Here is a 21,009-nt window from a genome sequence, read left to right as displayed (position 1 = left end):
GAAAAGGAAAAAATGATCTGGAAATACCAGCGGTATATGCAGGATTACCTGGGCTGTATAGAATCAGTAGATGACAATATAGGCAGGGTATTGGACTATCTGGATGAAAGTGGACTGGCTGAAAATACTATTGTAGTTTATACTTCAGATCAGGGATTTTACTTAGGAGAGCACGGTTGGTTCGATAAAAGATTCATTTACGATGAGTCCTTCAAAACCCCATTATTAGTGAGATGGCCAAATGAAATTAAGCCAGGCACTACCAATGATGAAATGGTACAAAACCTTGATTTTGCCCAGACATTTTTGGAAATTGCCGGAATTACTGCTCCCTCAGATATGCAGGGAGAAAGCCTGGTGCCCTTGTTAAAAGGAGAAACAGAGAANTGGACCAGAGAGTCGGTTTATTACCACTANTATGAATACCCAAGTGTACACATGGTAAAAAGGCATTATGCCATCGTAACCAAAGAATTTAAATTGGCCCATTTTTATTTTGATGTAGACGAGTGGGAATTGTACGACAGGTTAAAAGATCCGCAGGAGATGAATAATGTTTATGACGATCCGGCTTATCAGGATGTAGTAAAAGATTTGAAAGCCAGGCTTGCAGACCTGAGGGTAAAATATAAAGACTCAGAAGAACTGGATCAGAAATATATTGACCAGTACGATTTATAAAGAATATAGAAATACGGAATGGAAAAGCCCTTCACAATAAATTAAATTGTTGTGGAGGTTTTTTTGTTTAAGTTCCATATTACTTTCAAGATTTTCAATCCATTCTAATGGGAAATCATAGGAGTATATTTGCTAATAAATAAAAATAGAAAATTAAAGTTAAGCCTATTGAAACCATAAAAAAAATGTTGTTTTAAGAATTATAATTCATTTTAAGTAAGAAAAAATCAAGAATATTTAATGATACTTTTTTGCATAATAGATTTTTAAGATAGTATTTTGTGTCATGGAATCATTAAATGTCAATATTTTTAACTTATATGAAAGATCTTATTAGAAGTTTGTTTAGGAGTTTTGGTTTTGAAATTAGAAAAAGTGTGGCAAAGCCTAATGGAGAATTATATCCATATGTAGAAGAATTTAAATTAGATGAAATTAATTTTAAATATTGGGTAACTGATGAGGTCTATAAATCTTGGTATAATCCTGAAGGTCATGCCAATTGGCATGAGACCCAAGAATATTTTAAACTCATAAAAAAAGATGAGAAAGTCCTTGAAGTTGGATGTAATAATGGCTTTACTATGAGCTTACTTAAGGGGATTACCGGAAAGGATACACTTTTCGTTGGAATGGATATTGTTAGTTTCAATTGCCAGATAGCTTGCTCACAAATAGGATTAAATGGTTTCACAAATTGTCATATTTTAAACATTGGAGGTTCTGACACATCTGAGCAAGTTGAAATTGCGATTACTCATAATGGGAGAGTTGTTAATTCAAACATTGGTTACGATACAACTAAAGTAGACACAATGAAATGTGATGATTTAATTCCTCAATTTGATTATTTTGATGTTCTTAAGATTGATGTTGAAGGGTTCGAAGCTAAGGTTTTAAAAGGTTGTAAAGAACTGTTGTCTAAGCAACCGAAATTAATCATAGAAATTCATGGGATGGATTTGCAAAAATTTGATACCAATTATGAGGAGATATTTGATTTAATTCAAATTGATAAGTATCGGGGGACAATGTGCCTTCGTGGTAGTTCGGAAGCAAAAGAGATTGATGTGGATTTTCTAAGAAAAGAAGCCCCTCATGCTACCTTATTTTTAGAGCCTTTAAAGTGATAGTAGATTTTGATTTTATGAAAAATAAATCTACTCAAAAATATTCAACCATTGCTGGGTGAGGTTTAAAACTTCACCTACTTTTTTTCTAATTAAAATAGTCTGTTTATAAAAACCAATCCTACCCCAAAAGTTCAGGAATGACATTCCCCCCGGTTTGGGAGAGTTGTTTGTACCTGCCTCCATGAAAATAGGTTAATTTATTATCGTCCAGACCCAGCATTTTCAGAATAGTCACATGCACATCTTTTATAGGGTGAACTACATCTACGGCTTTCTCTCCAATTTCATCGGTGGCACCAATGGTATGCCCGGCTTTTACCCCTCCTCCAGCAAACCACATATTCATGGCATTGGCATTGTGATCACGACCATAAGCCACGCCACCACCTCTCACACCATTATCAGGACTCCTGCCAAATTCACCCGACCAGATTACAAGTGTTTCATCCAGCATACCTCTTCTTTTCAGGTCTTTGATTAAGCCGGCAATGGGTTTGTCCACACTTTTGATCAACGAACCATGTGCCCGCCTGAGGTAATCGTGGGAATCCCAGCCCCCGGAATAAACCTGCACAAAACGCACACCTTTTTCCACCAGCCTCCTGGCTAAAAGGCATTTTTTTCCAAACTCGTGAGTTTCTGTTTCATTCAATCCGTAGAGTGCCTTGGTTTTCTCATCTTCACTTTCAATATCGATAATTCCCGGAACTTCGGTTTGCATTCGGAAAGCCAATTCATAGTTGGCCATTCGGGCAGAAAGTTCATCATGATGTGGATGATATGCTTGGTGAGCACTATTGAATTCTTTTAATAGCGAAAGACTTTCTTCCTGATGATAGCGGCTGACTCCTTTTGGCGGTTTAATATCCAATAGTGGAGAACCAACCGATCTTAGGGGTGTTCCCTGAAAACTGGCAGGCAAAAAGCCGTTTGACCAATTGGATGTTCCACCCTGAGGATAGGCAATTTCCGGCAAAACAATGAAGGAAGGAAGGTTATCATTCATGCTTCCCAGACCATAAGTTACCCAACTGCCAATGGCGGGATCTCCGCCAAATTTATTTCCAGTGTTCATATGGTACATAGCTGTAGGATGATTCACGGATTCTGCCTGGCAACCTCTGTAAAAACACAAATCATCGGCAACATCTGCAAGATGTTGAAAAGGCTCTGCCATATCCGCACCGGATTGCCCCACCTTTCTGGTTTGGAAGGGACTTTGTACAAAATACCGGTTACCAGAAGCCATAGCCGAAAGATTTTCCCCAGATCGTTGAAACTTCTTCATATGAAGTTCATGAAGTTTGGGTTTGGGATCGAAAGTATCAATATGGCTTGGGCCCCCTTCCATCATGAGGAAAATACAGGCTTTGGCTTTGGGAATAAAATTGGGTGGATTTAAAGGATTTTCCCCGGGAGAAAGCAATTTTTTTGCGCCACCGGGTAACATACTACTTAGAGCCACAGAGCCTAAACTTGCGCCAAGTCCATATAAAAAATCCCGTCTGTTCAGGTTTTGAGCGGCTTTAGCATTCAGCCATTGTTGATGTTCGTGGGTAAACATGATTTATATTTTTATTGAAAAAAGGTATTTAATTATATTAGTTTTAAAGTGGGGTGGACCGAAAATCTGGCGGGGAGGAGCGAGAGCCTTGGGGGCTGAAGCTTAAGATTTTCTTGATTTTTTGGTACGTTTTTTATCAAGAACAAATGAACATAGCACCTAGTCGTATAGTAAAGTAAAAAACCCATTTTATGAAAAAAATTAAATAACACTTTTTATGATTTTTTTAGAATAAAACTCCATTTATCGTCCTCGTTTGTAACGAGGATACCTGAAAAAGGCGCTTGTATCGCCAGAAAGCAAGCAGGTAAGTTGCAAGCATTTCTTAATTAAAAGGCTCAAGTAATCGCTTCGCTTGATACTTAAACCAGGTGTGAAATGAGAATCGGTCAATAGATATATACAAACTCATTGGAATTGAGCAACACATGGCAGAAATCACCAAGTGCTCTTGTTTCCGGGGTAACATCCCAGGGTTTTACATCGGGAACATAATTTTCGTACACTTCCAGTTTTTCCTCAAATTCGAAAGCCTCTCCAGTCATTTCCTCAAACATATGACGCTTCACTTTTGTAGGATAAGTTCTGGATTCTGGTGGATGTTTCTGATGATAAGCCACCATTTTTTCAATATAAGCTTTCCCCTTTTCTATCTCTGCTAATTTTGCTTCCCTGTTCCAGGCAAGTTGAATTCCCTTTTTAATTTGTGCTTCCAGCGATGGATTTTCGGCTTCCAATCTTACCGCCATGGCCAAAGACCGGTCGAAACTATTTTGACTATTAAATAGCGTAAAGACCTGTGGCGTTACGGTAGATTCAGTTCTTCTTTCACAGGAAAGATCGGAATTTGGGGCATTAAAAACTTCCAACATGGGGTTGGGCAAACCTCGGTAATGATAAGTGTAAACCGATCTTCTGTTCCGTTGTTCTGGTGTTGGGGATGGCTGGTAAGCTGGGGCAATCGTACCCATAATATGCCTGGGCTGCATAGCCACTTCTTCGTTAATTTCGGGATTTACAGGTAATCCGCCCATTTCCAGGTTTAATTCCCCGGAAACCATTAAAATGGCATCCCGCATTTCTTCAGCTGTCATCCTCCTCGGAGTGAAATAAGCAAGATAATTGTTATTAGGATCAACTTCCTTCACATCATCCATAGCTTCATGGTTGCTCGCCCTTTGATAAGCTTCTGAAGACATAATTATCTTATGCAATTTTTTAATGGACCAGCCATTCTGGATAAATTCATTAGTCAGCCAGTCCAGTAATTCTGGGTGAGTAGGTTTTTTACCCATTACCCCAAAATTATTGGCATTTTCAGCGATCCCTCTTCCAAAATGATTTTGCCAGACCCTGTTCACAATAGACCGGGTAGAAAGTGGATTTTTAGGATGTGCAATCCAATTGGCCAATGCTATCCTTCTGCCATCCATAGCCTCGGGGATACTGTCTGTAAATATGGCTTCAGCTTTATCCAGAAAAGACTGAATAGCACTAATAGTACCCGGACTTACTTTTTCATCAGGAGAATAAACCGACCCACCTGTAAGAATAAAAGTGGGCTTAGGATTTTCCTTCGATAAATTCTCTGGTTTTTTTACCAATCTGCCACTGTGGTATGGCTTTGTCTCCGGCCCGTTATACACCGAATGTGCATAAGCCTCATATCGCGTAAGTTCCCATTTATACCGTTGAATTCTTTTTTGTAACACTTTTTTATAACCCAATTCCTGAAAACTCAATCCATAGAATCTTGGGGGTCTTTTTCCTTCGGGTAATTTAGCCCTTTCCCATTTGCCAATATATTTTAATCCTCTGCTTTCCATCCATTCCCTGGCCAGTTGCTCTTCTTTTTCATTTAAAGCATCTATCTCTTGTTCCGCTTCATTTAGCAATTTCTTGTATCGTCTTTTCCCTTCTTCAAATTTCTTGATATTTTCAAACGATAAATAAGATGCATCCATAGAAGCAAACTGAACCGTAGCAAAATTGGCTTGTAAACGATAATAATCCTTGGTGGGAATTGGGTCAAATTTATGGTCATGGCAACGGGCACATTGCATGGGAATAGAGAAAAAAGTTTCTCCAACGCTGTTGGTAATATCATCCAGAAATAGTTGGCGGGTTTCAGCCGCCACACTCATTCCAGTATGTTCCCAGGGGCCCATTCTCAGATAACTCACCGCTACCAGCATCTCCGGATCATCGGGATTCAATTCATCACCTGCTATTTGTTCTTTTATAAACTGATGGTAGGGTTTATCTTCATTAAATGACCGGATCACATAATCCCGGTACCGCCAGGCATTTGGTCTTTCAAAATCATTGGAATAACCATCCGAATCAGCATATCTCACTACATCCAGCCAGTGCCTGCCCCATCTTTCCCCATACCTTGGACTATCCAAAAGCCGTTCGATCAGATTTTCATAGGCTTTTTGGCTTTTGTCATTTAAAAATAAATCAATTTCTGCCGGAGTAGGGGGAAGTCCGGTAAGGTCAAAAGCGGCCCTGCGAATTAAAGTGAGTTGATCTGCTTTTTGCGTTTTTTCAATGTTCAGACTATCCAGTTTTCTAATAATAAAAGCATCAATCGGATTTACCTCTTTTTCCCGAAGAAATGCTACAGGCACCTCTACTTTTTTTAAAGGTTTAAAGGCCCACAAATCTTCCTCCTTATACCTTCTGTTGGCCCATTCGGCAGATAATGCTCCACTGGTGGCTACTTTTATTCCCCCGGAATGTTTCCATTCGTGGTTTTCCATCAATGCCATTCTTTGAGCTTCATCTGGCCACAGGGCACCACCCAAAATCCATTTTTTTACCAGATTAACTTCTGTATCCGTCAGCCGGTCATTTTCCTTAGGCGGCATCTCCAAATCCGGATTTTCCCAGGTGATGGCTTCGTAAATGGCACTTTTATCAGGATGGCCGGGCACCAGGGCTGCCAACCCCGATTCTCCACCTTTCATCAGACTTTCTAAAGTCCTGATATCAAACCCTCCTTCTATTTCTGATGGATCATCACCATGGCATGCAAAACATTTTGCTTTTAACAGGGGATATACTTCATTGGCAAAAAGTAGTTCGGTTTGAAGGGAATCGGGAATTTCTTCACTTGTCCGGCTAATTCCGGAGGGGAAAAACAGGTAGAGCACAAAAATAAACGCAACCAACAGTAGGCTGCCAAAAAGTAGTTTGTTTTTCATTTTCAATTTATGGAGTAGGGATAACCAGCAAATATTTCATCTGGTTAGTTTAAAAAGTAGATTATCCCAATATAATTATTTTAAAAAGAAATACACAGTATTAATTCCTAAATCAGTCATAAAGAAGCAAATCTTTTTTTTCAGGTATTATTTGTTAGGGATAAAAAATAATTGGGTTTGTGTTCAAACCTGATTGAAAGCTGAAATAGATTTTTGGCAGGAATGCGTATTATTTTGATGAATGAATACTTTCCCAAAGTCAGGATTTTATAAACATAATTTCCCTCAAATACATATCATAATTGCTATTCCAAACTTAAAAATAGAAGTAAATGCAAAATTTGTATTACTATTTGCAAACTTTATGGAGGAATTGACTGGTTTACTTTTTTACCTTTGAATTATGAAAATGAAAATCATAAATAAAATCTAGACCATGGGGACTTTACAAACATTAGACTACGTTTCCCTGGGGCTTTATATGCTCATCATGGCAGGTGTGGGCGCATTTTTTGGATGGTTCATTAAAGATATTAAAGGCTATTTCAAGGGAGGAAATACCATTCCCTGGGTGATTGGGGGAATCAGTAATTTCATGGGTCTCTTCAGCACGTTTGTGTTTGTGGCTTATGCAGGTATAGCCTATGAAAGCGGGCTGGTGGGGGTCACTGTAATGTGGAGTACCATTATCCCCTCTATTTTTGGAGCAATGTTTCTTGCTATAAGATGGAGACGTTCAGGTATTATCACACCTGTGGAATATCTGGAAAAACGGTTTAATAGTGCAGTCAGACAGCTTTTCAGTTGGATTGGCCTGGGAATGCGCTTTCTGGACAATATGGTCAGGTTATATGCAATAGGGATTTTCATCATGACTGCCACACCATTAGGATTTACCGAAGCCATTTTGATTTCCGGACTGATAATTACTCTTTTCACTGTAGTTGGAGGAGTATGGTCAGTGGTAGTGCTGGATACTTTGCAATTCGTGATTCTCTCCTTTGCCACCATTATTCTAGTACCACTTTCTCTGGATGCTGCAGGTGGCTTGGGCAACTTAATGGAAAAATATCCTGCTCACTTCGATTGGTTCAATGGACCCAAAGGTCAGCCATTGTGGCTAATGGCCTATTATGTAATGATCGTTTTGAAATACAATGGCAACTGGGTAATTATTCAAAGATTTTATAGTGTGAAGGACGAAAAATCAGCACAAAAACTGGGTTGGTTTTCAGCCTTATTATTCCTGATTTTTCCCTTGTTTTTCCTTATTCCGGCAATTGCCGCTAATGAAATTTTCCCAAATCTGGCTGATCCGGAACAGTCCTATGTGGCGGTTTCCGTAAAATTATTGCCAGCCGGCTTAATGGGTTTGATGCTGGCAGCCATGTTTTCAGCCACCATGTCTTCCTTAAATTCTGAATACAATGTAATGTCAGGAGTTCTGACCAATGACATTTATAGGAGGCTGATTAGCCAGAATAAGTCAGAACATCATTATGTCACAGTTGCTCGACTAAATATTATCCTGGTGGGTATGATCATAATGGTGGGAGCCTTTTTTGTAGGCCAGCTGGGAGGTGCTTTTGAAGCGAATAAAATACTGACCGGGCTCTTTGCCATACCTATTGCGATTCCCTTAATTTTTGGATTATTATTCAAAAAGCCCAAACCAATTGGAGCAGTATTGACAGTAATTTTTGGATGTCTTTCAGGTCTGATATTAAATGCAGTTCCTGCGATCAGTTGGGAAGTGGCCACTTTAATTGAAATTCTGATTTGTGCGATGGTATTTCTGCTCTCAGGTTTTGTGAAAATTGATAACCCAAATTATCAGGAAAGCGTCACATCCTTTTTCACCAAAATTGAAACCCCATTGCTTAAATCCCAAATCCCCAATATTGATCCGGGGTTTAAAGCGGCATTGAGTAAATTATTTGCTCTGGCTTTAGGGTTGAGTGGGATACTATTTATGGGAATGGGCAGCATTTCCCTGGGTCAGTTTAGTGGGAATATCGCAGTAATAGCCGGAGTGATTTGCCTGATCATGGGCATTATAATTTATTGGACCGGAACCAGGATTGTAAAACCTGAAATTCCAAAACGAGAAGAAGTAGAGGTATAACCACAAGGAGGAAACAAAAAATTTTAAACCAGAAAAACTATTAAATTGAAAACATTTATACATTCCAATTTCCTGTTACAGCATAAAATAGCTGAAAGGTTATTTCATGAAGTGGCAGACCAATTGCCTGTAATTGATTATCACAATCATTTAAATCCCGACTTTTTAGCAGAAAATAAAAGGTTTGAGAACATTGCGCAAATGTGGGTAACCAGTGATCAGTATAAGCATCGGGCTATGCGGATAAATGGCATTCCTGAAAATGACATTACCGGAAATCTGGGAGATAAAGAAAAGTTTATGAGGTGGGCCACTACCTTACCCAAAACTATGGGTAATCCGCTTTTTCACTGGTCGGCAATGGAATTGAAAGGAGTCTTTGGAATTGATAAATTATTATCTCCTGAAAATGCGGAGGAAATATGGTCCATCTGCAATGCGAAGTTGGCAGAGGAGAATTTGGGAATGACAGAAGTTTTAAAAAAATGGAAAGTTGAAACACTATGTACTTCCGATGATTTATTGGATGATTTAACCGCACATCAACAGGCTACTGCCACACAATCCGGATTATCCGTTTGGCCTTCCTTGCGAAGTGATTCTATGTTGGCTTTTCAGCAGACGGGTTTTAAGGATTGGATGCAAAAACTGGAAGTTGTTTCAGGAATTGAAATAAAAAATTTGGTCGACTATCAAACAGCCATTTTAAACAGATTGGATATTTTTTCAGGTGCGGGTTGTAGATTATCTGATCATGCTTTGGATTCGGGATTTGTGTTCAAACCAACTTCTGTAAAAATTGCCAATGCATTGTTCCAACAGGTAATTAATGAGGAAAATTTATCTCCACTGGAATTAATTGGGTTGCAGTCTTACATGCTAAACTTTTTGGGACAGGAATATGCTAAAAGAGGGTGGATCATGCAGTTGCATATTGGGGCTTACCGGACAACCAGTTCCCGATTGAGGAACCTTGCAGGGCCTTTTGGAGGGTTTGCCGGAATTGGTAATCCCACAGATATGGATAGTTTGTTTCGATTTATTGATTCTCTTGACAAAAATGAAGCCTTACCCCAAACGATTATTTATAATCTGAATCCTAATGATAATGCCGCTTTTGCGACCCTAACAGGTTCTTTTGCGGAAGATGGTCTGGCCGGGAAAATTCAATTTGGCCCCGCCTGGTGGTATAATGATCATTTTGAGGGGATTCTGGAGCAGTTAAAAAAACTGGCGAGTTTTGGCATGTTGAGCCATTTTATCGGGATGACCAGTGATTCCCGAAGTGTACTATCTTTTTCCCGACACGAATATTTCCGAAGGGTACTTTGCAATATGATTGGTGACTGGGTAGCAAAGGGACATTTGCCAGATAATTTCGAATGGCTTGCAGCATTGGTGAAAGGAATAGCTTATGAAAATATCCACAAAAGATTAAAAACTGAATTATCACAAATAGAGAAGTAATAGGTAGAAGTAGAAGGAAGAAATTAGAATACATCTGATGGATTTTTATTTAATAAGAGTGAGCAAAAAATTCATTACCAACTACTTAGCTGGCTTAAGCTTTAAACCTAAGCCATAAAATGAAGAGAACAGATAAAAAACAAACAGAATATAAAATGGGAAGTAATAAAAAAACAGCCATAGTAACCGGAGCGGGAGGGACCCTTGGTTCAGCTATCGCATTGGATTTTGGTAGAAAAGGCATGAATGTGGTGTTGATAGGAAGGACTGTGGAAAAGCTGCAGGTGGTGGAAAAACAGATTAAAGAAATTGGTGGCGAGGCGATTTCCATTGCAGCCAGTGCCAGCAATTTGGAAGAAATGGAAACAGCCAGAAATACTATTATGGAAGTATTTGGTTCCTGTGATATTCTGATCAACGCAGCTGGGGGAAACCAGATTGAAGCTGTAACTACTGTAAATGAATTTCAGGAAAATGAATTGGAAAATGATAATTCCGACTTCAGAGGCTTTTTTAACCTTAAAATGGATAAATTCCGAAGTGTAATTGAGGATAATTCTTTAGGCACTGTCATCCCAAGTCAGGTTTTTGGAAAAGAAATGGCTAAAAATAAAAAGGGAAGTATCATCAATTTTGCCTCCATGACAAGTTACAGGCCACTTTCCAGAGTACCGGCCTATGCCATGGTGAAAGCGGGAATTGCCAACTTTACACAATGGCTGGCAGCCTATCTGGCTCCGGCAAACATCAGGGTAAATGCCGTTGCTCCCGGTTTTTTTCTGAATGACAGAAGTAAAAAAAGATTGATGACACCCGATGGTGGGTATTCCCCAAGAGGACAAAAAATTATAGACCATACACCCATGAAGCGCTTTGGAGAAGCAGAGGAATTATTGGGCTGTGTGAATTGGCTGATAGATGATAAAGCTTCTGGATTCGTCACGGGAATTACCGTCCCGGTGGATGGAGGCTTTCTTTCAGATGCCGGAGTTTGACCTTTTTATGCTAAAAGTAGCGCAAAATAATTGAAGTATTCTTTCTCTAAAAATAACCTAAATTGAAAATGAAAATCATCAAATTACTTTTACCCCTGTTACTTACTACAAATTTCCTTTTAGCCCAAAAGAATGAAGGAGTTAGTTTCCCATTTTTAGGGAAAGTAAAAGCAAGAACATCCAGTGAAATAGCCTCCAGTAACTGGGCGATTGGAGCCGAAACCATGGACAGGGATTTAGTGGAATATGATAGCTGGAAGGATTATATAGGACTTACCGGAACCAAAAAAGTGCGTTTGCAGGCCGGATGGGGAAGATGCGAAAAGGAAAAAGGAAAATATGATTTTGCCTGGCTGGATGAAGTAGTGGATGGCGTAATGGAACAAGGGGTAGAACCTTGGTTACAAACTTCTTATGGCAATCTTATTTATGAGGGTGGTGGGGGAATTCACCTGAGTGCCGGACTTCCCACATCGGAAGAAGCATTAAATGCCTGGGACAACTGGGTAAGGACCATGGCCACCCGTTATCACGGACGTGTGAATCTGTGGGAAATCTGGAATGAACCGGATAATCAGGGAAATGTTTCGGCAGAGGCCTATGCTGAGTTTTACATCAGAACTGCAGAAATTATCAGAGACATTAATCCTGATGCGAATTTAATGGCACTTTCACTGGCTAGTGTTGGGAAAAGAGGGCAGGATTATACAGATGCATTTTTCAAAGTTTTGAAAGAAAAAAATAAATTGCATTTAGTTGATGAAGTGTCTTTACATGGCTATACCTACAATCCCAAAGATCCTTATCCTAACTATGAAAAAATGTATCAGATTATAAAAAAATATGCTGATCATATTCGATTAAGACAGGGTGAGCTTGGTTGTCCTTCTGAAAACCAGTCTATTTATGCTTTAAGAAATTACGAATGGACTGAATTATCTCAATCCAAATGGGTGGTGAGAAAAATGATGGGAGATTTGGGCAGAGATATTTTATCCAGTTATTTCCTGATCATCGATATTGTTTATACCCATATTCATGAAGAAAAAATGGAAAAACCGCAACGAAATACCAAGGGGCTTTTAAAGTCAGATTTAGATAAAAATTTTGTTGGATTTAAAGAATCCTTTTATTCTTATCAGAATGTGACTTCCATTTTCGACCATAGTTTGGAAAGAATTGTGGATTATCCCTACACAGTTGATTCAGATTCCTCCCTATCTGTTTTCGCCTATAGGCAGAAATATTTCAACAAACAGGCTGTGGTGATTTGGATAGACAGTCAGACGCCAACCAATTCCAACAAAAAAACAAAAATGACTTTCAATTTCCCCCAGGGCAAATTTCAGGATTTGGTTTTGGTAGACTTAAGGACAGGAGAAATTTTTGAAATACCATCAAAAAATATAGATAAAAATGGGACCAGCTACACGCTAAAAAACATTCCCATCTATGATTCCCCTATGCTGGTGGCAGATAAAAGTCTGATTCTGATGGAGGAAAAAAATGAAGAAGGAAAATAGCAACAATTCCCATTGTAATTTAAGATGTACGTCTTAGCAGGGTCTGCAATTTTGCGACCCTGCGCCCTTTCAGGGCAACGGAAGATGGGAAATAAATTTTAGTGATTGTTTATTAAAACAAAAAATATATAAAAATGAGTACTGATCAATATAAAAAAGAAGTAGGTATGATGAAGCTTGATAAGCTCATCGAAATGAGGGAAAGTATTTCACAAAAAGAATTTCCAATTCCGGAAGCTGAATTGTTACAACGTTTTGAGCAACTCTATACCGGTGCCATCAATGATGTGTTGCGGGAATTTTGCTTTATGAATCAGGCATTGCCTAGCCATATCATACCATTGCGGGAGTACAGAACGGTAGCTGGAATTGCATTCACCATAAAAAGTTCCCCAAATATGTTGGTAAGAGGGGAAATGGAATATCGTACCCAAATGCTGGACGAAATGCACGAAAATGCATTCGTCATTTGGGACAGCAGCAATGACGAAAAATCAACTTCATGGGGCGGAGTAATGACTGCCACGGCAAAAAGGAAAAAGGTAAAGGCGGCCTGTCTGGATGGAGGCATTCGGGATACCCACCAGATTTTGGAAGCAGATTTCCCGGTATTTTATAAATACAGATCATCGAATGGAAGTCTGGGCAGATGTTTAATTACCCATTACCAAACTCCTCTGGAAGTTGGAAATGTGATCATCAAACCGGGAGACGTAATTCTCGGAGATGTGGATGGGGTGTTGGTAGTGCCCAGAGATGTGGCTTATGAGGTATTGGTAAGAGCAGAAGAAATTAAGGAAAATGAGAAGAAAATTTTCGGTTGGGTAAAAGAAGGACAATCTGCTACTGAAATCACGAATAAAGGGGGGTATTTTTAAGCATATTGAATGTAGCAAGTTTAAAACTTGCAATTATTTAAAGGTTTTAGTTACAAACTGAAACCAGTTTTGAGATGTTGTTGAAAATTTTAAAACCCTGCCCAATCCAATTTCCTAGCGGGTGAATAAATTCACTTGCTGGGAAATGGTTAAAGCTGGTTTAATTATCAAGCGAAACGTTTATTTGAGCCTTTTAACAAAGGAAAGTTTGTAACTATTCTATCCCAGGCAAGAAAATTTAAAACAGCATATTCTAATACTTAAAATTCAAAAACCATGAAGTTTTCAATGTTACTTCCACCGAAATATGACGAAAGAAAATGGACTTTGGCCGGCCAGGTGGGAGTAAAGCAGGTGATTACCAAAGCCATGCCTTCTCTTTCCGGAAGGGAAGCGCCCTGGGATTTTGAGTCTCTGAAAGCGATTAAACAGGATTTTAAAAATGCCGGTTTTAATTTGCATGGTTTGGAAGGTGATCAGTTTGATATGGCTCCGATTAAACTTGGATTACCCAATCGGGATGAAACCATTGAAAAATATTGTCAGATGCTGGAAAATATGGGCAGGCTGGAAATCCCATTATTGTGTTACAATTTCATGGCTTCCATTGGCTGGTTTAGAACAAAAATTGATGTGGAGGAAAGAGGAGGAGCAATGACCAGCGAATTTAATTATGAACAAATAAAAGATGAATTAGTGCCTGAAAACCAGCGAATTAGTATAGAAAAACTTTGGGATAATCTTTGGTATTTCCTGGATGCAGTATTACCAATGGCAGAAAAAAACGGAATCCAAATGGCACTACATCCTGATGATCCTCCACTGGATGAAGTGAAAGGAGTAGGCAGAATTTTAACCAATGCAGCAGCCTTTGATCAAATTTTAGCAAGATATCCAAGTCCCAGCAATGGCATTACTTTTTGTCAGGCTACTTTTAAAACCATGGGAGAAGATATTAAAGTCATTTCCGAAAAGTGGTTGAAAGCCAATAGAATATTTTTCCTGCATCTAAGGGATATTGAAGGTGATAAATTCAAATTTAGAGAAACTTTCCACGATAATGGTCCGACTGCTATGGAAGAAATGTTACAGCATTATCATCAATTAGGATTTGAAGGTCTTCTTCGGCCGGATCATGCCCCGGCCATGTATGGGGAAACCCAGCAAAATTTTGCAGGAGGTTTATCGGCAGGGTATGAAGTATTGGGAAAAGTATTTGCCATTGGATACTTAAAAGGCATTTGCCATGCACATGGTATCCCGGTGGAATAAGCAGAAATCATTATTAATAATTTCAAAAACCTCCTCTGTATCCCCTCCAGAGGGGAAAACAACTTTCCCCTTCTGGAAGTGGTTCGGCACTCCGAGGTTAGGGGAAGGTTTTTTAAGATTTAAAGCAAAAAACTAAACCGACTTCGCTTCCTCAATTTTCCCATGCTTCCGTTGGTACTCTTGTGGAGTGATGCCAAGGGATGTTTTGAAAACCCGGTTGAAATAAGATAAATTATTAAAACCAGTCTCGTAGGCGGTGGCCGCAATGGTTCGGTTTTCGTAAATTAACAACTTGCAGGCGTATCCGATTCTAATATCATTTAGAAATTTGGTAAATGTTTTTTGGGTGGAAGTTTTAAAAAACCTGCAGAATGCGGTGGTGTTCATATTAGCCACTGCTGCGGCATCTTTTAAGGTAATTTCATCGGTAAAGTTGTTCAGGATAAAATCATATACTTTATTAATCCGGTCATTTTTTTTCGAATGAAATGATTTGCCAAAACCCACACTGGAAAGTAGTCGGAATTCCTTGCTAATGGCAATGGTATGCAACACATCAATTAATCCCAGTACTCTGGCGCCATCCTCTTTATTTACCAATGCTTTAAGTTTTTCAGACACCTGTCCTCTTGTTTCTCCATAAACCTGAATCCCTTGTCGAGCCAATGTAAAAAGCTCTTTTATTTTATGCATTTCGGGAATATTAAAAAATTCCCTACCTACAAAATCTTCCTGAAAGTGGGTGAGAATGACCTCTGCATTTAAGGTTTCATCCTCATAATAAACCTTCTCATTTTTCCATACATGGGGTAAATTACTACCCACCAAAACCAAATCTCCATCTGAAAAATGTTCTATGCTATCTCCAATAAACCGTGTACCTGAGCTTTTCAAAATATGCAATAATTCCAGTTCTGAGTGATAATGCCAGATGTCATAGGTATGGGGAACTATAGCATGTCTGATCTGGAAAGACTGTTCAAAAGAACGGGTATTTTTTTTCAGGAATAAGGGTTGCATAACATATCATTTTTGCCTTAAAATAAGACTAATATAAGGTAATTGCAAAATTAGTATTATAAATTGCAAAAGTGCTGTAAGACTCATCCCAAATTTTTACCGAACTTGCTAATAAATTGGTAAAGGTGGATAATTCAAAAGAGTCAGGATGTTGTTTTAGATGTTTGGCCAAAATATGAATCTAAAGTAACGCCTAAATTCTGGAAAATTCACCTGATTATCAATTGATTGCGCGTAATTTCATTCGGTTTTTCCATAAGCAAATTATACCCTCCAATTTTAGTTGAGAAGGATTTTGCTTGTATGGAAAACTATGGTGCAAATGAAATCCTCATTTGGAAACAGATTTTTATTATCAAGAAATTAACTTAACAAAACAGTCTGGTATATGAAAATGTATTTTTTACTTCAAAGAAATTTGAACAGTAAATCCTTTTTTATTGGATTTATATTAATGTTTCAGGGAATCCTGATTCAGGCTCAGGATGCCAGGATTAGCGGGGTTGTAAATGATGAAAACGGAACTCCCCTTCCGGGGGTAAGTATCCTGATAAAAGGTACAAGTAATGGTACCACTACAGATTTAGATGGAAACTACCTCATTTCGGTTCCTCCTGCAAGTACTTTAATTTTCAGCTATATCGGGTATGTTTCTCAGGAAATAGTAGTTGAAAATCAATCGCAAATCAATGTGGATCTGGTTCCCGATGCAGAGCAGTTGGATGAGATTGTAGTGGTTGGTTACGGCACACAAAAAAAGACTGACCTCACAGGTTCAGTGGCTTCAGCCGATTTACAGGCATTTAAGGAAGCTCCAAATGGCAATATATTGCAGTCGCTTCAGGGATCGGTGCCTGGGGTGGCTATTGGTCAGGTAAACCAGGCGGGGCAGGAGCCAAATATTAACATTAGGGGAAATTCCACTATTAATGGGAATCAAAGTTCCTTGATTGTGTTGGACGGTATTATTTATAGAGGAAGGATAGGCGATATCAATCCGGCTGATATTAAATCAGTAGATATTCTGAAAGATCCCAGTAGTAAGGCAATTTACGGTGCCCAGGCTTCTAATGGGGTAATTTTAATTACCACCAACGGTGGAAAAGTTGCCAGAAAACCCACGATAAACTATTCTGGTTCTTATGCCTTTCAAAGTCCAACCAACGATGCGACCTTATTGAACAGAGATCAGGTTTTACAAAAAGTGAAAAACATTGAATATGAAAATGCCTTTCTCGCCCCTGATTATACTCAACCCAATCCAGATTGGGATTATTCGCAATCAGAGTTACTACCAGCCTTGCTCGATGGCATAGATAAGGGAACAGATTATGACTGGTGGGGTGCTTTGACAGGCCCGGGACATTTTACAGATCACGTGGTCAGTATTTCCGGTGGAACAGATGCCACTCAGTATTATATATCAGGTGGATATACCGATCAAAAAGGAATTATGATGAATGATAATTACCAGAGAACTTCACTTCGTATTAATGTACAAACTGATGTGACAGACTGGTTGACCATTGGGGCTAATACTTTTGGTGCCTTTACCGATTTTTCTGGTCAGAACCCAAATCTTTCTACCCTGGGAAGAACCTCGCCATTGGTTACTCCATATGATGAAAATGGTGATTTCATAGTCAATCATTTAGGAGATAATATCGTAAACCCATTTCTGGATGCACAGGCGGATGACAGAGAATTAGTGAACAATATTATGGGAAATTTCTTTGGTATTTTGAAAATTCCAGGAGTTGAAGGATTTTCATACAGGGTAAATTTCAGTAACAATATTCGTTGGGGATCTCATGCTTACAGCAATGTTTATGATGCAGGATTAACCGGAGCAGCCAGCAAAACACATGAAACCACTAAAGATGTTTTACTGGATAATATTTTCAACTACACCAGGGACTTTAATGACCATAGTTTAACGGCTACTTTTGTTTATGGATTTAATAAAATCAATTATGACAGGACTCAGGCCACCGGAGAGAATATTCCCAACCTGAGTTTGTCTTACAATAGCCTGGAACAGGCCATTATTCAGAGAATTGGATCGGGTGCATGGGAAGAAGCTTTATTATACCAAATGGGGAGAATAAGCTATGATTATAAAAACAGATATCTGCTTACGGCAACACTTAGAAGAGATGGATTCAGCGGGTTTTCAAAAAATAATAAATTTGGATTATTCCCATCGGTAGGCCTTGGCTGGGTACTTTCAGAAGAAGGCTTTTTCAACAGTGAAAAAATTGACTTCCTGAAAGTGAGAGCCAGTTACGGAGAAAATGGCAATCAGACATCCCGATATAGTTCTTTAGCCAGCGTAAGTGCGGGAGGCAGCTCCAGGTATGTATTTGGTGATGGAAGCCCTACAGCTCCCGGACAGTCGGTGGCATCCCTGGCCAACAATGATTTGACATGGGAAACTACCGTAGGGTTTAACTTCGGATTAGATTTCGATCTTTTCAATGATAGAATTAGCGGTAATATTGAATATTATAATTCTACCACAAACGATTTGCTGTGGAATCAGGTACTTCCCCAAATTACTGGTTTTAGTGAAATCAGGACTAATCTTGGAGAAGTAAAAAACAGGGGATGGGAATTTTCTTTATTGACAAAACCAGTTCAAACCAGTGATTTTACCTGGGGGCTAAATTTCATGTTCTGGTCTAATAAGAACGAAATTGTAAGTCTTTTGGGAGAAGATAAGGATGGTGATGGCATGGAAGATGATTTGGTAGCCAGTGGTTTATTTATCGGAGAATCCATTGGAACCATATACAGTTATGAAGTGGACGGTGTTTGGACCATTGGAGATGATATCCCGGAAGGTTATTTTCCCGGATCTTACCGCCTTGTTGACCAAAATGGAGATGGGGAAATTGATGCGACAAACGACAGAAAAATTCTGGGCAGAACCGAACCTGCTTACCGATTTGGCATACAGAATACATTACAATACAAAGGATTTACTTTAAAATTCTTCATCAATTCAGTTCAGGGAGGAAAGAATAGCTATTTAGCCGCTAATCATACCAATGGCATAGCCGGAACAACTGGTACCGCTCAAAATACCAACTGGTTCACCTTCTACGATTACTGGTCACCTTCCAATCCGGGTGCAAAATATTCAAATCCCTGGGTACCGGCTCAAATCAGACCAGCCCGTTACTTCCAGAGAAGTTTTGTAAGGCTTCAGGACATTTCCCTGGCCTACCAACTAGACAATGAAATCGCTCAAAAAGTGGGTTTTCAAAATGCCAAAGTTTTTGTGAGTGGCAAAAACCTGTTCACTTCCACCAAGTGGGATGGATGGGATCCTGAAACGGGTCAGGGCATTGGAAATTCCGGAGCTTTTCCTGTTTTAAAATCCATCAGCATGGGCATTGACCTTTCTTTCTAATCTAATAAATGAGATAAATATGAAAAAGATATATATAAAATTAAAGTACGTTTTCTTTAGTTTGCTCTTCCTGTTTTCCATTTCCTGTGATGAGCAGGAGTTTTTAAAAGAAGAACCACTCGATTTTTTCAGTCCGGGAAATGCTTATGTTACATTTAGTGACTACCAAAGTGCATTGACAGATCTTTATTCAAAAATCAGGTCCTTGCATTATGAAGGAAACAATCAGGATCCATTCGCACATTTTTTAGCCACTGATATTGCCAAGCATGCGAGAGGTGATGCAAATCGATTCGGAGACTACGATGTGTGGTTAATTCCAACCAACGGAATGGTAAATTATCACTGGACGAGATGGTATAAAATAATTGCCAATGCCAATACCATTATTTCCAATATAGAAATGGCGGATTTAAGTGATGAAGAAAAAGCGGTGATTGATGCAGAAGCGAAACTTTTCAGGGCTTTTTCTTACCGGTATTTAGTCTATATTTTTGGAGGTGTACCTATTATTCTGGATGAAGTTACTGCCCCCAAAGCAGATTTTACAAGGGCTTCAAAGGAAGAGGTCCTCAACCAGATCATTGCTGATGTTACAGTAGCAGCTAATAATTTACCTTCCATTAGTGAAGTTGCCGATGGTAAGGTTTCCAATCTGGTGGCCTATCATCTTTTGGCTGAAACCCAATTGGCATTGGGAAATGTGGATGCAGCTATTGCGGCAGCAACTAAAGTGATTGATGATCCTAATACAGCCTTAATGACGGAAAGATTTGGAACCAGAGCGAATGAAACTCCGGGAGATGTTTACTGGGATTTATTTAGGGCTAATAACCAGAATAGAAGTATTGGAAATATGGAAGCATTGTGGGTAATTCAGATGGAAACAGATGTACCCGGTGGATTACTGGAATCCTCTGGTGGAAATGGGAACAACCTGGAAAGATGGGCCGGCCCTGTTGCCTGGTTGACTTATAAAGATCCGGATGGGGAAGAAGGTAGCCTGCAAAAACCGCAATCTAATTACAATTCAGGTGGAAGAGGGGTTTCTTTTATGTCCAATACCGACTATTTCCTCAATGACCTTTGGGTGAGTGATTGGGACAATGACATCAGAAATGCGCCACACAATATCGTGAGGGATTTTATTTACAATAATCCGGAATCTGCCTGGTATGATTCGAGTTCCGTAAAATATCCAAGCCCTACATGGGAAAATCAGAACTGGAGATGGTATCCTTATCCTACAAAAATTACGACTCCGGGCAACCACCCCGATCCTGTATATGAAGACAAGGAAAATCAGATTTTAAAATCATCGGCTGGCTCTACCTATTCCGATCAATATTTATTAAGACTTGCTGAAACTTATTTGTTAAGAGCTGAAGCTTATCTGGCAAAAGGAGATGCAGCCAATGCGGCAGCAGATGTTAATATGGTGAGGGCAAGATCCAATGCTAATCCGGTGAGTGCCGCAAATGTAACCCTGGACTATATTTTGGATGAAAGAGCCCGAGAATTAGTGTATGAAGAACACCGTAGAATTACCCTAAGCCGAACCGGCAAATTGGTGGAAAGAGTAAGGAAATATAACAAACTGAATGGAGATGAAATTAAGGATTTCCACGCATTGTGGCCAATTCCTTTTTCTGAAATAGAAGCCAATAAAGATGCTGTTTTGGAGCAAAATCCGGGATATAATTAGAAAATAAATACGCAAATTTAAT

At 39.1% G+C, this 21,009-nt stretch carries 13 protein-coding genes; 10 read left to right on the top strand and 3 right to left on the bottom strand.

Annotation, left to right across the window (positions count from 1 at the left end; translation table 11 throughout):
• On the top strand, positions 1 to 681 hold a 681-nt coding region (locus A3EM_RS0121450), incomplete at its 5' end, for a sulfatase/phosphatase domain-containing protein (protein ID WP_020530307.1).
• A gap of 320 nt (positions 682 to 1,001) precedes the next feature.
• Positions 1,002 to 1,811: an FkbM family methyltransferase gene (locus tag A3EM_RS0121445; RefSeq protein ID WP_157638015.1), complete on the top strand. Its 810-nt coding sequence runs from the start codon at positions 1,002 to 1,004 to the stop codon at positions 1,809 to 1,811.
• A gap of 121 nt (positions 1,812 to 1,932) precedes the next feature.
• Here A3EM_RS0121445 and A3EM_RS0121440 read toward each other — a convergent pair whose 3' ends face one another.
• Together A3EM_RS0121440 and A3EM_RS0121430 are read right to left on the bottom strand one after the other, a co-directional pair.
• Positions 1,933 to 3,378: a DUF1501 domain-containing protein gene (locus A3EM_RS0121440; protein WP_020530305.1), complete on the bottom strand. Its 1,446-nt coding sequence runs from the start codon at positions 3,376 to 3,378 to the stop codon at positions 1,933 to 1,935.
• Positions 3,379 to 3,767: 389 nt separating this feature from the next.
• A complete protein-coding gene (locus A3EM_RS0121430) occupies positions 3,768 to 6,587 on the bottom strand; it encodes a PSD1 and planctomycete cytochrome C domain-containing protein (protein ID WP_020530303.1) in 2,820 nt (939 codons plus the stop codon).
• A gap of 436 nt (positions 6,588 to 7,023) precedes the next feature.
• Between A3EM_RS0121430 and A3EM_RS0121420 the strand changes: the two genes are divergently transcribed.
• The 6 genes from A3EM_RS0121420 to A3EM_RS0121395 all read left to right on the top strand — a co-directional run bounded on the left by A3EM_RS0121420 (position 7,024) and on the right by A3EM_RS0121395 (position 14,847).
• On the top strand, positions 7,024 to 8,712 hold the full coding sequence (locus tag A3EM_RS0121420; RefSeq protein ID WP_026210488.1) for a sodium:solute symporter family transporter: 1,689 nt from the start codon (positions 7,024 to 7,026) through the stop codon (positions 8,710 to 8,712).
• A 45-nt stretch (positions 8,713 to 8,757) separates the two neighbouring features.
• Entirely contained in the window at positions 8,758 to 10,179 is a 1,422-nt protein-coding gene (gene uxaC, locus A3EM_RS0121415) for a glucuronate isomerase (protein ID WP_020530300.1), read from the top strand.
• A gap of 119 nt (positions 10,180 to 10,298) precedes the next feature.
• Positions 10,299 to 11,174: an SDR family oxidoreductase gene (locus A3EM_RS0121410; RefSeq protein WP_020530299.1), complete on the top strand. Its 876-nt coding sequence runs from the start codon at positions 10,299 to 10,301 to the stop codon at positions 11,172 to 11,174.
• Positions 11,175 to 11,242: 68 nt separating this feature from the next.
• The gene (locus A3EM_RS43240) at positions 11,243 to 12,697 is read left to right on the top strand and encodes a GH39 family glycosyl hydrolase (protein WP_020530298.1); all 1,455 of its coding nucleotides are present in this window, start codon (positions 11,243 to 11,245) and stop codon (positions 12,695 to 12,697) included.
• Positions 12,698 to 12,831: 134 nt separating this feature from the next.
• A complete protein-coding gene (locus A3EM_RS0121400) occupies positions 12,832 to 13,575 on the top strand; it encodes an RraA family protein (RefSeq protein WP_020530297.1) in 744 nt (247 codons plus the stop codon).
• 276 nt (positions 13,576 to 13,851) lie between these two features.
• On the top strand, positions 13,852 to 14,847 hold the full coding sequence (locus A3EM_RS0121395) for a mannonate dehydratase (protein WP_020530296.1): 996 nt from the start codon (positions 13,852 to 13,854) through the stop codon (positions 14,845 to 14,847).
• A 132-nt stretch (positions 14,848 to 14,979) separates the two neighbouring features.
• On the opposite strand, the gene A3EM_RS0121385 is transcribed toward A3EM_RS0121395, so the two are convergent.
• Positions 14,980 to 15,867: an AraC family transcriptional regulator gene (locus A3EM_RS0121385; RefSeq protein WP_020530294.1), complete on the bottom strand. Its 888-nt coding sequence runs from the start codon at positions 15,865 to 15,867 to the stop codon at positions 14,980 to 14,982.
• 388 nt (positions 15,868 to 16,255) lie between these two features.
• Between A3EM_RS0121385 and A3EM_RS0121375 the strand changes: the two genes are divergently transcribed.
• Both A3EM_RS0121375 and A3EM_RS0121370 read left to right on the top strand, forming a co-directional pair.
• Entirely contained in the window at positions 16,256 to 19,282 is a 3,027-nt protein-coding gene (locus tag A3EM_RS0121375) for a SusC/RagA family TonB-linked outer membrane protein (protein ID WP_020530292.1), read from the top strand.
• Positions 19,283 to 19,301: 19 nt separating this feature from the next.
• Positions 19,302 to 20,987: a RagB/SusD family nutrient uptake outer membrane protein gene (locus tag A3EM_RS0121370; protein WP_020530291.1), complete on the top strand. Its 1,686-nt coding sequence runs from the start codon at positions 19,302 to 19,304 to the stop codon at positions 20,985 to 20,987.
• Positions 20,988 to 21,009: the final 22 nt, after the last annotated feature.

Origin of the sequence: Flexithrix dorotheae DSM 6795 (assembly GCF_000379765.1) — a bacterium.
Taxonomy (GTDB): domain Bacteria; phylum Bacteroidota; class Bacteroidia; order Cytophagales; family Flammeovirgaceae; genus Flexithrix; species Flexithrix dorotheae.
The sequence above is the reverse complement of the archived record's forward strand: the minus strand, read 5'-3'. Positions and strand labels throughout refer to the sequence as shown.

Excerpts from the sequence above, each read along its gene's own strand:
- A3EM_RS0121445 (WP_157638015.1), top strand. The coding sequence starts at position 1,002 with ATGAAAGATCTTATTAGAAGTTTGTTTAGGAGTTTTGGTTTTGAAATT.
- A3EM_RS0121440 (WP_020530305.1), bottom strand. The coding sequence starts at position 3,378 with ATGTTTACCCACGAACATCAACAATGGCTGAATGCTAAAGCCGCTCAA.
- A3EM_RS0121430 (WP_020530303.1), bottom strand. The coding sequence starts at position 6,587 with ATGAAAAACAAACTACTTTTTGGCAGCCTACTGTTGGTTGCGTTTATT.
- A3EM_RS0121420 (WP_026210488.1), top strand. The coding sequence starts at position 7,024 with ATGGGGACTTTACAAACATTAGACTACGTTTCCCTGGGGCTTTATATG.
- A3EM_RS0121410 (WP_020530299.1), top strand. The coding sequence starts at position 10,299 with ATGAAGAGAACAGATAAAAAACAAACAGAATATAAAATGGGAAGTAAT.
- A3EM_RS43240 (WP_020530298.1), top strand. The coding sequence starts at position 11,243 with ATGAAAATCATCAAATTACTTTTACCCCTGTTACTTACTACAAATTTC.
- A3EM_RS0121400 (WP_020530297.1), top strand. The coding sequence starts at position 12,832 with ATGAGTACTGATCAATATAAAAAAGAAGTAGGTATGATGAAGCTTGAT.
- A3EM_RS0121395 (WP_020530296.1), top strand. The coding sequence starts at position 13,852 with ATGAAGTTTTCAATGTTACTTCCACCGAAATATGACGAAAGAAAATGG.
- A3EM_RS0121385 (WP_020530294.1), bottom strand. The coding sequence starts at position 15,867 with ATGCAACCCTTATTCCTGAAAAAAAATACCCGTTCTTTTGAACAGTCT.
- A3EM_RS0121375 (WP_020530292.1), top strand. The coding sequence starts at position 16,256 with ATGAAAATGTATTTTTTACTTCAAAGAAATTTGAACAGTAAATCCTTT.
- A3EM_RS0121370 (WP_020530291.1), top strand. The coding sequence starts at position 19,302 with ATGAAAAAGATATATATAAAATTAAAGTACGTTTTCTTTAGTTTGCTC.